Raw genomic sequence first — 12839 nt, 5'->3', positions numbered from 1 at the left:
AAAAAGCCCTTTAATCTTCTGACGCCAGATCGATGGGATTTTCTATAATTCCATGCTTTAGAGCCAAATAAGTAAGCTCTACATCATTTTTAATACCTAATTTTTCAAATGTACGGTAACGATACCCATTAATCGTTTTGGTACTAAGGAATAGCCGGTCACTTATTTCCTGAACATTCATACCACTAGTAATCATTAACATGACTTGCATTTCGCGTTCAGATAATACATCGAAAGGTGAGCCTTGTACTTCTTCCAAGCTATTGATCGCCATTTTCTGAGCAATCTCAGCACTTAAATATCTCTCGCCTTTAGCAACTTTACGTATCGCAGCCGCCATTTCTTCAGCACCTGATTCTTTCGTCAGATAGCCCATGGCGCCTAATTGTAATACTCGAGTAGGCAACACATCAGAACACATTGCAGTTACAGCAATAACCTTAACGTGCGGATTTGATTTTTTTAGACGACGCGTTACTTCCCAGCCATCAATTCCAGGCATTTTCATATCTAAAAGGACCACGTCGGGGGAATGTTTTTTTACTAATGCCAAAGCTTGCTCACCACTTTCTGCATCAGCAACTACCTCTACATCCGACATATCTTCGAGTAATCGTCGAATCCCCATTCGAACCAATGCATGGTCATCAACAATTAATACTTTAATCAAATAATGCTCCTTGACTTAAGACAGCCAATGAACAAACAGGTTGCTCGATGTTAACAAGACTGGCTGCTCATTACAATATATATACCTTTAACATGCTCGAATATGAATATTAGGATTATTCGGATCCACCTTAAACAGAGGCGGAAATTCCCCTAATTCTCGGGTTCGAGCCATAAGTTTACCGATATCCGATGAAACAAAATCGTATAAAACCTGGTAGTCATTAATTACAAAATAAACGGGTTGTAACATGTCAATACGATAGGGCATGCGAAATGCAGCGATTGGATCAAACATGACTCGCAGCGGAATATCGCTTTCCACGCTGTATACTGTTTCACTAATCGAGGACAGTATCCCACCTCCATATGCTCTCAGACCTTGCATGCTATAAATTAAGCCAAACTCAACAGTAAACCAAAACATACGTTGCAGTAACGGCCAATCGGACTCAGGAAAAGTTAATACTTTCTGAGCGTAATCGTAAACAAACTCTGCATAAACCTTGTCCGTCAGCATAGGACAATGACCAAAAATTTCATGGAAAATATCAGGCTCTTTTACATAATCCAATTCTTCTTCATTACGAATAAATGTAGCTACGGGGAAATGTTTTGTTGCCAATAATTCAAAAAATTCGCGGGCAGAAATTAACGCAGCGACTGCAGACACTTGCCAACCCGTTTCTGCTTTAAGTTTTTGATTTAGATCTGGAATTTGTGGAATGGCCTCAGATTGAATGCCTAACGCTTTTAATCCGGTTAGAAATTCATCACAAGCTCTTCCTGGCAATAATTTCATTTGTCTTTCAAATAAAATACTCCAAATAGAGTGTTCTTGTTTCGAATAATTAACAAACCCTTGAGCGTCAGGTACATGCGCTACATAACGGCTTGAAAATTCCATAATTTCTCCTCACATACAAAAATCGTAAAAATTAGGTAGTTCTATGGATAGTTATCTTAAAAAAAACCACCTTTTTTAGTTATTAGGCAATTTGCGGATAAATGTCAACAACTATTACAGTTTTTTCAAATTATGCTATAAAATCAAATTCATACTTAACACTCGGAAACAGGCAATGACGTTAGGCATTTTAGCAACCGGTGATGAAATAGTTCATGGTGATACTTTAAATACGAATGGGCGTGATATAGCCCATGCGCTAAGCTCTGAAGGCTTGTCTTTAGGTTTCCATGTTTCATGCAGTGATAAAGAGGATGATATCATCAACTGTTTACACTTCTTGACCCAGAAGCATGACATTATAATTATCATTGGCGGGCTTGGGCCAACCACAGATGATCTGACGCGCTTTGCCCTATCTCAATTTACTGGCCAGGAGTTAATTCAACACTCTATCGCTCTTGAACATATAAAAAGCCGGCTTCGTGATGCAAATCTTGATCTTAATCCAGGGAATATTCAACAAAGCCTCTTTCCTAAAGACGCCCAACTTTTACCCAATCCTCTGGGTAGTGCTTTAGGATGTTACTACCCGTGGAATAATAAAAAGTTTTTTTTATTACCTGGCCCTCCACGAGAATGTTTGCCTATGTTTAATCAATATGTATTACCCATACTACAGCAAACAAGTCACAGTCAAAAACAAATACTTAAGTGGCGAATTTTTGGCTTGGCAGAAAGTGAAATTGCTCAAAAATTAGAAGATGCGCTGCAGGATATTGATTGTCAAACTGGTTATCGCTGGGAATCACCTTATATCGAATTCAAGGTTCGTTGTATGCCTAATCGTGTCGAGCAAATACAAGCTATTGTTGACCCTATCCTAGAACCACATATCATTAGTGGCATAGATAAAAAAGCTTCTGAAAATTTACGGGAATTAATCCTACACATTAATGAACCAATAACCATTATTGATGAAGCCACGGGTGGTTTATTGCAATTATTGCTTACTAGACCTCATATCCATCATTTATTGGATTTTAGTGGTCTGCATAAAAATAAATTATTTTTTCATCTGACTGGCTTAACCGAATACTGGCAACAACTACCAACACGAGGAACCACACAATTAATTATCGACTACAGCAATCACGAGCAGAAAGGTCATGAAACCCATAATATACCTTATCGTACTGCTTCAGTAGTCGAACATGCTGCAGAGTGGCTATGCTTCAGACTCTTTCATCTCATCAATCAGCTGCATCAGTGAATAACACAACTGTTGTGTTCCTTCACCACTGATTGCTGAAATAGCAAATACTTTATCCTTCCAATTCAAACCCTTAACTATGGTTTTTATTCGCTCTTCCCTACTTGCTGCATCAGGCAACATATCTATTTTGTTCAATACCAGCCATCGGGGTTTTTGTAATAGCTCTGGATTGTATTCTGCCAATTCATGAATAATTGTTTTAGCTGATGCAACCGGATCACTGTCATCAACAGGAGCAACATCAATTACATGAAGTAACACACAGGTCCGCGAAAGATGCTTTAAGAACCGATGACCAAGTCCGGCCCCTGTAGATGCTCCTTCAATGAGCCCCGGAATATCAGCCATGACAAAACTCTTGTGAGAAGAAACACTGACTACACCTAAACTGGGATGTAGTGTGGTAAAAGGATAATCAGCGACTTTAGCTTTTGAACTGGAGACAGCGCGAATTAAAGTTGATTTCCCTGCGTTAGGTAAGCCTAATAAACCTACATCCGCCAAAACCCGTAATTCGAGTCGTAAATGTCGTGCTTCCCCTGGACTTCCAGGAGAAGTCTGCCGTGGAGAACGATTCACGCTACTCTTATAGCGTGTATTCCCCAATCCATGAAATCCACCTTGAGCAATTAACACCGGCACGCCTGGCTCTTTAATATCACCCAGCAATTCCCCAGTATCCACATCATAAACCATAGTACCAACAGGTACTTTTATTATTAAATCATCCCCTTTTTTTCCAGTACAATTGCCGCCCATACCCTGCTGCCCATTACCGGCCTTGTAATGACGCATATAACGAAAATCAACAAGGGTATTTAAATCCGTACTTGCTTCGAAATAAACACTACCGCCATCGCCCCCATCACCACCATCAGGGCCACCCTTTGGTATGAATTTTTCGCGTCTGAAGCTAAGACAACCATTTCCACCATGGCCTGCTTCTATTTTTATTACCGCTTCATCAACGAATTTCATGACCAACCTCGAAATAAAAAAAAACCCCGTTGCCGGGGTTAATAACATTGCATTTAGGTATAGCATGTAATTTGGATTATAAAGTAAAATCGATAATCCGAAACACACCATAAAAAACCAAGTCCACTCTAAGCAGAATTCTGGCTATAGTAATATAACTTAATTAGTTTGCAGCTTCTTCTTTTTGTTCTGCGACTATAGTTACATACTTACGATTTTTTTCACCTTTGACAACAAATTGTACCAAACCTTCAACCAAGGCAAACAAGGTGTGATCACGACCACAACCAACACCAGGTCCTGGATGAAAACGTGTGCCACGTTGTCTTACAATTATTTCACCCGCATTAACAAATTGACCGCCATAACGCTTCACTCCAAGGTACTTGGGATTCGAGTCGCGGCCGTTACGAGTACTACCACCTGCTTTCTTATGAGCCATTGCTATCCTCTCTTACTTGCTTATCGCAGTAATTTTAACTTGTGAATAATATTGTCTGTGCCCCATGTGTTTCATGTGGTGCTTACGACGACGAAACTTGATAATTTTGACTTTCTTGTGACGGCCATGATCAAGCACTTCAGCTTTCACAGTTGCCTTAGCAACTAATGGAGTACCACACACGATTTTATCGCCATCAGCCAACATGAGTACTTCTTTAAATTGTATTTCATTGCCAACATCTTCAGGCAGTAATTCAATTTTTAACACATCACCTTCCTTCACGGTGTATTGCTTACCGCCAGTTTTGATTACCGCATACATAATTTTTCTCCAACTCGCCTGATTGGCTATCACAAATTCAATAAAGTCGCATATTCTATGAAATTATGCCTATGACTTCAAGTTCATTTTAAAATATTGTATACTTCGCCACCCTTTCTGGATTTTTTAATTGATAATCCGGTGTTTAATCTGGTCGCGGATTAAATTAAATAGGGCACTTATATAACTTTGGAGTATACAATGTCAAACATCCTTTTAGAAGCACAAACAAGAACGGATATGGGGAAAGGTGCGAGCCGCCGCCTACGTCGTCTTGAAAATAAAGTACCTGCTGTTATTTATGGCGGGGATAAAAAACCAATGTCAATTCACTTTCAACACAATAAAGTAGTTAAGGCGTTGGAAACTGAAAGTATCTATTCCAGTGTTTTTGATATTACAGTTGATGGCAAAGTCGAACATGTTATTTTAAAAGCGTTGCAACGTCATCCTTACAAACCACTTGTAATGCACATGGATTTACAACGCGTTTCTAAAACCGACATTCTGGTTAAATTAGTGCCAATTCATTTTATCAATGAAGACAAAGCTCCTGGCATTAAAGCGGGTGGTATTATTAACCATACCATGACTCAAGTTGAAGTTCGTTGTCAGGCAAAAGATTTACCTGAGTTTATCGCAGTAGATATGTCCAATGTTCAAATGGATGAGGTGGTTCACCTATCTCACTTGAAATTGCCTAAAGGGGTACAACTGACTGTTGATGTTGCCGATGGTAGTCATGACGCTCCTGTTGTGAGCATTCACATGCCTCGAGCAAGCGCAACAGAAGAAGAAGCACCAGAAGCTACAGAGGTTTCAGCATCTGAGGTACCTACTGTTAATGCTGCAAAAGACGAAGAGTAATCATTCAAGTTTGCTTGAATCAATGTAACACGTAGTAAAATGTAGCCTGGTTAAGCGAATCATAACCCAGGCTACATAAGCACCAACCCCCTATCAAGAACTATATCATGGCCATTAAACTTATCATTGGTTTGCGTAACCCAGGTTCAGCTTATGAATATACTCGACATAATGCTGGTGGATGGTTAGTCTCAGCCTTAGCTCAGCGCCATAGTGCCTGTTTTAAGCTGGAAAAAAAAATGCAGGCCGAACTGACTGATTTGGAATTAAATCAGCACTCAGGTAAGCTGGTTTTGCCTCTATCGTTCATGAACCATAGTGGTCAACCTACCCGGCTTATTAGTCAATTTTACCGAATTTCACCTGAAGAAATATTGGTGGTTCATGATGAACTGGATTTACCACCAGGACGCATTAAACTTAAAACAGGTGGAGGCCATGGTGGTCATAATGGTTTAAGAGATATAATAGCCCAATTAGGCAGCACAGAATTTCACCGCTTACGAATAGGAATAGGTCATCCTGGCCATAGAGATTTAGTTCATCAATTTGTGCTCAGCAAACCCTCGGCACAAGACAGACAGTTAATTTATGATGCAATTGATAGAGGCGTAGCAGTAATGCCTTTAATATTCTCAGGTGATTTAGCCAGGGCAATGAATCAATTGAATGTTTAAAAACTGCTTATCTATGATGCAAAAAAATTCTGGCTAGAATTTGAATGCAGCTTAATGAAGGGTAGCAGTTAGTATAGATATAAGGTGAGTTCAATCTGAGAAGATACCTTTTGTTAGATTGAACCGAATTATGTAGAATGGCTCCGTATAAAATGCCCCACATTTTTACGGGAATGACGTTCTATTTTGAACTCACATTCGTTTTAATAATAGAGGTAACTACACATGGGATTTAAATGTGGCATCGTGGGCTTGCCCAATGTTGGTAAATCAACACTGTTCAACGCACTCACCAAAGCAGGTATTGAAGCGGCAAACTATCCTTTTTGTACAATAGAACCCAATGTTGGGATAGTTACTGTTCCTGATCCCCGTCTTGATGCTTTAAGTGACATAGTCAAACCACAACAAGTACTCCCAGCAACCATGCAATTCGTTGATATTGCTGGTATTGTCAAAGGAGCATCTAAAGGCGAGGGTTTAGGTAATCAGTTTTTGGCTAACATTCGTGAAACGGACGCCATTGCCCATGTAGTACGCTGTTTTGAAAATACCGACGTAGTTCATGTCGAAGGTCAAGTACATCCACTCAGTGACATAGAAGTCATTAATACAGAACTGGCTTTAGCCGATATGGATACTCTTGAAAAAGCCATATTGAAAGCAGGAAAAAACAGTCGTAGTGGTAATAAAGAAGCAATTTTTGAGATGAAAACCCTGGAAAAAATCAAGACGCATCTTGATGCAGGCTATCCTGTCCGCACCCTAGAATTGAGTGCTGAAGAAGAATCTATTGCGCGCCGACTTTTTCTGCTTACCGCAAAACCCGTGCTTTATATTGCAAATGTCGATGACAACGGTTATGAAAACAATCCTTTACTGGATCAAGTTCGGAATTTAGCGTTGCAAGAAAAAGCCAGCATTGTTGCTCTATGTGCTGCAACTGAAGCAGAGTTAGTTGAACTAGATGAAGCAGATCGCCAAGAATTCATGGAGGACTTAGGTTTAAGTGAACCCGGATTACATCGCGTGATTCGTGCAGGTTATGAGTTATTAGGCTTGCAAACTTATTTTACTGCGGGCGTCAAAGAAGTAAGAGCATGGACTATTCCTAAAGGAGCTACTGCGCCACAAGCAGCAGGCGTTATCCATTCGGACTTTGAAAAAGGCTTTATCCGCGCAGAAGTCATTGCCTATGATGCATTTATCACCTGTAAAGGTGAACAAGGTGCAAAAGAAGCAGGGAAATTACGTCTGGAAGGTAAAGATTATGTGGTTTGCGATGGCGATGTCATGCATTTTCGATTTAATGTATAAGCTCGAGTGCAGCGAATAACTCAAGAAAAGATCGTATGCTTTGGCCGGACCTGGGGCAGAGTACTTGCAAGTTAAACCTACTTTTACTTGACAATTCGTATGCACAAACCTTAGCATTTGCTGATTGAATCGTAGAGGACAAACAATGTCGATTGACAGTATACGCACGCTGGTTAGTGACGATTTTGATGCAGTTAATGCGCTTATCATTAATAAAATCGAATCACAAATCGGTTTAATTGATGATATGTCCCACCATATAATAGAAAGTGGCGGCAAAAGACTGCGTCCATTGTTAGTTCTTTTAGCAAGTAATGCCTGTGGTTATCAAGGTAGAGAGCATATTACTCTGGCTGCTATGGTGGAGTTTTTCCATACAGCCACCCTGCTTCACGATGATGTCATCGACGAATCCACCTTAAGAAGAGGACGGCAAACGGCAAATGATATTTGGGGTAGCAAAGCAAGTATTTTAGTGGGTGATTATCTTTTTACTCAATCCATCGAATTAATTGTTGATTCTGGTAACCCAGAAGTACTCAAGCTTTTTGCCAAGACAGCTCTTGAGATCAGCTGTGGGGAAGTAAAACAGCTATCAAACCGTCATAATCCTACGCTAACCTTTGATGAATACTTTGATGTAATTCGAGCAAAAACAGCGCTTTTATTTGCTGCTGCTGCCTGTATAGGCCCGATAATCAGCAATGCCTCCAAGGAAATGCAAGACAGCCTCTATGCCTATGGACTGCATCTGGGTAATGCATTTCAACTTATAGACGATGCTCTGGATTATTGCTCTGATGCCAAAACTATTGGCAAAAATATAGGGGACGACTTAGCTGATGGAAAAGCTACCTTGCCTTTAATTCATGCATTACAGCACGGTACCGAACTCCAAAAACAACAAATTATAGAAAGCCTAAAAAAAGGCAGCTTGGATTTTTTACCGGATATTCTTGTGGCCCTGGAAGAAACAAAAGCGATAGCATATACCAAGAACATCGCCGCCCAAGAAGTTGACAAAGCGTTATCCTCTTTGGTGATCCTACCTGATTCAAAATATAAAGAAGCACTAATTAATTTGGCTCAATTCGCTTTGCAAAGAAGTTATTGATTTAAGAAGCCTGGGTGCAGCACAGTGAACCCAGGAATTCAATGCAAACCATGTTATATAGTACGACTCTCACACGGAGTGTAGCTCAGCCTGGTAGAGCACTGCCTTCGGGAGGCAGGGGTCGCAGGTTCAATTCCTGTCACTCCGACCATTAAAAATAAAAAATTTATAAGCTAAATTCACCAAAGTAAACTTTTCAACTATCGACAATCCATCAAGTTAAAACTACTCAGGAGAAGTTACACCAACAAATCGAATTGGATTTATTGAATAACCACCCACCTGATTGGTTGCATCCACCAGGACATCAATAAGATCGAGCATTGGGATAAAATGGTTTGTTGGTTCAAAAAGACCCAACATTACTTTGCAAATGAACTCTTTTAATTTTTAGCCGAATGAACATTTTTTTGTTTCATCAACAATCAAATTTGCTTTTTCTCCCTTGTGCTCATTTTGAAAAAAATGATGCGAATTTCTTTTTTCACATTGGCTTTTCAAAAAGGATTGTATGCTTGAGAAGAATTCTTCTGGAACATCAGATTCCATGGAATGATCTGCATTGGGAAACACGATAAATTGATTGTCCGGAATTCTGTTCGCCATGAATTCAGAATGTTTCTTATCGGTAATCCAGTCTTCTTCGCCTACCAAAATGAGCGTTTTACAGGTTATTTCATGCAAGCAATCTTCATAATTAAATGTACGTAAAAATCCACCAAAACCCTGGTTTAAAGGCTCATGTGCAAAAATATAATCCGGAGCTGGTCGATTTACAGGAAGATTATGTCTTTTCCTCCAAGAATACATAGAATCCATGACATCAAAAAAATTATCCAGCTCTTCATCGCTTTTAAAGGTCCCCTCCCATAATTGCTTACAAGCTTTTTGTTGAGCTAGAGATCCTCTTTTTTCCACATTAAGACGCGCTGTTTCAAGGTTTTTAAAGCTTGGAGAACCAGCTGCCAGGATAAGACTTGAAACATATTTTGGATAGGCCAGAGTATATCCTAGAGCGCACATCGCTCCATAGGATTTACCCAATAGAACTATTTTTTCCAGATTGAGGTATTTACGAATTTCATCCACATCCCGAATATAATTGTCCATAGTATAGAATGCAGGGTTTTGCTTATCACTTAATCCACATCCTCTAGGATCAATGAATACTATATTGCCTGTTGTACTTAAGCATTCATAATCCTTGTAGTGAGAATAATTGGCACCAGGGCCGCCAGGAAGCATAAAAACGTAGGGCATTTTGTCGAGATTAGCTTCGTTTTCACAGACTATACGGATATGCAATCTGGTTTCAGGTGCATTATCTCGTATAGGGATATCAATAAATAAGTCCTTAATCCACATCTAGTTCTCCTGATTAAAATATAATTTTTTGCATCGCCTTAGCCTTTGCTGAAGTGCAAAGGCGCAAACAATTCTATATGTGTATTCTATGTTGACTCTTAAAAGTCATTCATAAGTGAATATGACTATACTACGAATTGATTTAATAGTTACTTTTTAGATATGAAACAATTGGAATTTTAAAAAGCGAGCTTTTCTGATCCCGGCAAATTTCAAATACAAAGCAGGTTCCTATGAAAACAACACTAATTACCAGAGCCAATAGAGGTCTTGGTTTGTAGTTTGCTCCACAACTTAAAGATAAAGGTGTTCATCTAATGCAGCTATGGATCAGTTTTCTTAATGCAAAACTCCCAAGCCTACAATGCCAGCAATAATCAGGTAAATAGCGACAATATAATTTAATAGTCGTGGTAAAAGCAGGATTAAAACTCCAGCAATTATTGAAATAATAGGGGTAAGCTGAATAGAAAGCATTTTTTTTCTCCTCCTTGAACTCCATATAATGAGTATAGTCCAGCAATTTCAGGACATTGCTCGTCTTATTGATAGGACACTGCTTCAAGTATAGGTCTTGGTTTCAAATGGACATCAAGTTTTAATTTGACTTAGCTAACTCATTGTAAAATAATCCAATACCATCGATTTATTCTGCCCTGCCCCTTGTTGAGTGAATAAGCTAAGGAGAGTTATGATTGTTATCTTTGTCCATGGTTGGAGTGTCACACATACCAATACTTATGGGGAGCTGCCTCAATGGCTTGAACGTCAGAGCAAAGATGGAACGCTGGATATTCAAGTGGGCAATATCTATCTTGGACGTTATATCAGCTTTAACGATACAGTAACAGTCGATGATATAGCACGTGCATTCGATCATGCAATAGGCGATGAAATTGCGGATAAGCTGCAAAAAGGGGAGCGTTTTGCTTGCATCACTCACTCTACCGGTGGCCCCGTTGTCCGTAAATGGATGGATTTATACTTTAAGAATAATCTTGCAAAATGCCCCTTGAGCCATCTTATCATGTTGGCTCCCGCCAACCACGGTTCTGCGCTTGCCCAACTCGGTAAATCCAGGCTAGGTCGTATAAAAAGCTTTTTTGAAGGTATTGAACCGGGACAGCATGTACTTGATTGGCTTGAGCTTGGGAGTGATATGAGCTGGCAACTTAATGAAAGTTGGCTTGATTACGATTGCACTGCTCATGGTATCTATTGCTTTGTGCTTACAGGACAGAAGATCGATCGCCAACTTTATGATGCGCTTAATTCCTACACCGGCGAAGCCGGATCGGATGGAGTGGTACGAGTTGCTGCTGCAAATATGAATTACAGTCTATTAAAGTTACATCAAGAGGGAAATAATGGAGAAAGTCTTGTGGTTGCCAAAATGAGACGGGCACGGCCAATGGCTTTCGGAGTTCTTCCTGGATGTTCGCATTCGGGTAAAAATATGGGAGTTATTCGCAGTATTACTATGGCCAACGCTGCCACTCATCCTACGGCGACATGGGTCTTAAAATGCCTGCAAGTAAAAAATCGTGACGCCTATAATACATTGGCAAAAGAACTCGATAAGCTTACTGAAGAAACGCAAAAAAATGAGCATACAGAACTTGTGAAGACACTTATTTATAAGCGCGAGTATATCACCAATCGCTACTCGATGATTATATTCCGACTCATTGATGACCGGGGCAATCATCTTGACGATTATGATCTTTATCTCACTGCTGGCCCCCAATATAGCGAGGATGCGCTTCCTGTAGGTTTCTTCGCAGACCGCCAGCGAAACCAGCGTGCTCGGGGAAAACTCACCTATTTTCTTAACTACGATATCATGGAGGCCGGGATCAATACGCCAAAAATGCAAGGTAATCTGGGGTTTCGAATTAAGGCACACCCTGAAGCCAGCAGCCAAGCCCTTGCCTATTACAGGTTACTCGATTTTCATTCTTCGCTCGCTGACATTCACAAAATTCTTCATCCGAATGAAACAGTCATGGTCGAAATCATGCTTCAACGACGAATAGATAGGGCTATCTCCCGTATCACTAACAACCTGACTCCGGCAAAAATCAGTGCGAAACCAACTGGCAAAATTATAAAGTGACATTTAACGTTTCAGTCACACAATCCATTATCTTTTGGAATGCAAGAGCAAAAAAATTAATTAGGGAGCTAATCCTTGAGTTATTACTTCCAATAACTGCAAAGGCTTCGAGAGCGACAATACTCACATTCAAAAAATTGTCGCACGCAGTTTGCGAGTGCCTGTTTTGGGATCTAAAAAAAGTAACATCCTTGCTCTGGCGCTCAGGCAATGATTCAGCTATTTAGATATCTCATTTTAAAATATCTTCTGTCCACTTATTGATGTACTCCATGGTCACTGGAACTGGGCTTGCTTTGATATGCTAACGTTTGAATTTAAATAAAAGCTCTGTCAAAAATATAGGCCCTAATGTATCAATTATTTTTGTCATATTGCCCCTCCCCTTGTTGGATGCCTTTCTCTAAATTATCCTTCTCAATTTGATTCGCATGATCAAGTTTTTGTTTTGTTTGCTCAAGAATATTATTGGTTTGAGCTTTATTAGGTACCTCAGGGACTTCATCACTGAAGGCGAAATTGGCCATTGAAATTAAAGTGAATAAAAATGCTAGTGAACAACGACTCATTGCCTTACTCCAAATAAAAGCTTTATTAAAAATTATAGAAATTAAACCTGGTTTTACAACATGAAACAGAAGTGCGAACGTTAACAGGATAAGCAAAATCAACCCTAGTAACACGTACAATACCAGGGCAAAATAATGGAGTTGAGTCATTGAAATTAAAGGAATTTTTTGCATTTTTGTAACAATTAAGATAGGATGACCTAGGCATGTTTGCAGCT

Annotated in this window: 14 protein-coding genes and 1 tRNA gene; 7 read left to right on the top strand and 8 right to left on the bottom strand. The window is 39.7% G+C overall.

The genetic code is table 11. The features are described 5' to 3' along the window. Window positions 1-10 precede the first annotated feature (10 nt). The gene (gene letA / locus OQJ26_RS08610; protein ID WP_058510655.1) at window positions 11-670 is read right to left on the bottom strand and encodes a two-component system response regulator LetA; all 660 of its coding nucleotides are present in this window, start codon (window positions 668-670) and stop codon (window positions 11-13) included. A gap of 87 nt (window positions 671-757) precedes the next feature. Beyond that, window positions 758-1576: a phenylalanine 4-monooxygenase gene (phhA, locus tag OQJ26_RS08605; RefSeq protein ID WP_265703449.1), complete on the bottom strand. Its 819-nt coding sequence runs from the start codon at window positions 1574-1576 to the stop codon at window positions 758-760. A gap of 175 nt (window positions 1577-1751) precedes the next feature. On the opposite strand from phhA, the gene OQJ26_RS08600 reads away from it, so the two are divergent. Further along, the gene (locus OQJ26_RS08600) at window positions 1752-2849 is read left to right on the top strand and encodes a competence/damage-inducible protein A (RefSeq protein WP_265703448.1); all 1098 of its coding nucleotides are present in this window, start codon (window positions 1752-1754) and stop codon (window positions 2847-2849) included. Here the strand turns inward: OQJ26_RS08600 and cgtA are convergent. The 3 genes from cgtA to rplU form a co-directional block, all read right to left on the bottom strand. Continuing rightward, window positions 2805-3830 (bottom strand): Obg family GTPase CgtA, encoded by a 1026-nt coding sequence (gene cgtA / locus OQJ26_RS08595; protein ID WP_265703447.1) that lies wholly within the window; start codon window positions 3828-3830, stop codon window positions 2805-2807. The genes OQJ26_RS08600 and cgtA overlap by 45 nt on opposite strands. Window positions 3831-3993: 163 nt before the next feature. Then, window positions 3994-4272 carry a 50S ribosomal protein L27 gene (rpmA, locus tag OQJ26_RS08590; protein WP_028381048.1) on the bottom strand — a complete coding sequence of 93 codons (279 nt, stop codon included), beginning with the start codon at window positions 4270-4272 and terminating at the stop codon, window positions 3994-3996. A gap of 12 nt (window positions 4273-4284) precedes the next feature. After that, window positions 4285-4596, bottom strand: a complete 312-nt coding sequence (rplU, locus tag OQJ26_RS08585; RefSeq protein WP_265703446.1) for a 50S ribosomal protein L21 — start codon at window positions 4594-4596, stop codon at window positions 4285-4287. A gap of 201 nt (window positions 4597-4797) precedes the next feature. Between rplU and OQJ26_RS08580 the strand changes: the two genes are divergently transcribed. From OQJ26_RS08580 to OQJ26_RS08560, 5 genes are all read left to right on the top strand, one after another. After that, window positions 4798-5463: a 50S ribosomal protein L25/general stress protein Ctc gene (locus OQJ26_RS08580; RefSeq protein WP_265703445.1), complete on the top strand. Its 666-nt coding sequence runs from the start codon at window positions 4798-4800 to the stop codon at window positions 5461-5463. A 107-nt stretch (window positions 5464-5570) separates the two neighbouring features. Next, a complete protein-coding gene (pth, locus tag OQJ26_RS08575; RefSeq protein WP_265703444.1) occupies window positions 5571-6140 on the top strand; it encodes an aminoacyl-tRNA hydrolase in 570 nt (189 codons plus the stop codon). Between the two features lie 225 nt (window positions 6141-6365). Beyond that, on the top strand, window positions 6366-7457 hold the full coding sequence (gene ychF / locus OQJ26_RS08570; protein WP_265703443.1) for a redox-regulated ATPase YchF: 1092 nt from the start codon (window positions 6366-6368) through the stop codon (window positions 7455-7457). A gap of 145 nt (window positions 7458-7602) precedes the next feature. Further along, the gene (locus tag OQJ26_RS08565) at window positions 7603-8571 is read left to right on the top strand and encodes a polyprenyl synthetase family protein (RefSeq protein ID WP_265703442.1); all 969 of its coding nucleotides are present in this window, start codon (window positions 7603-7605) and stop codon (window positions 8569-8571) included. A gap of 74 nt (window positions 8572-8645) precedes the next feature. After that, a tRNA-Pro gene (locus OQJ26_RS08560) sits at window positions 8646-8722 on the top strand. Window positions 8723-8961: 239 nt separating this feature from the next. Here the strand turns inward: OQJ26_RS08560 and OQJ26_RS08555 are convergent. Together OQJ26_RS08555 and OQJ26_RS08550 are read right to left on the bottom strand one after the other, a co-directional pair. Further along, window positions 8962-9936 carry an alpha/beta fold hydrolase gene (locus tag OQJ26_RS08555; RefSeq protein ID WP_265703441.1) on the bottom strand — a complete coding sequence of 325 codons (975 nt, stop codon included), beginning with the start codon at window positions 9934-9936 and terminating at the stop codon, window positions 8962-8964. 339 nt (window positions 9937-10275) lie between these two features. After that, entirely contained in the window at window positions 10276-10413 is a 138-nt protein-coding gene (locus tag OQJ26_RS08550) for a DUF3096 domain-containing protein (RefSeq protein WP_081776877.1), read from the bottom strand. 214 nt (window positions 10414-10627) lie between these two features. Here OQJ26_RS08550 and plaB point away from each other — a divergent pair, with 214 nt between their 5' ends. Further along, window positions 10628-12052, top strand: coding sequence for a phospholipase PlaB (gene plaB / locus OQJ26_RS08545; protein ID WP_265703440.1), 1425 nt, complete (start codon window positions 10628-10630; stop codon window positions 12050-12052). 356 nt (window positions 12053-12408) lie between these two features. On the opposite strand, the gene OQJ26_RS08540 is transcribed toward plaB, so the two are convergent. Continuing rightward, a complete protein-coding gene (locus OQJ26_RS08540; RefSeq protein ID WP_265703439.1) occupies window positions 12409-12621 on the bottom strand; it encodes a hypothetical protein in 213 nt (70 codons plus the stop codon). Window positions 12622-12839: the final 218 nt, after the last annotated feature.

Origin of the sequence: Legionella sheltonii (genome assembly GCF_026191355.1) — a bacterium.
Lineage (GTDB): Bacteria > Pseudomonadota > Gammaproteobacteria > Legionellales > Legionellaceae > Legionella > Legionella sheltonii.
Note: the sequence above shows the minus strand (reverse complement) of the source record. Positions and strands in the feature narration are given on the sequence as shown.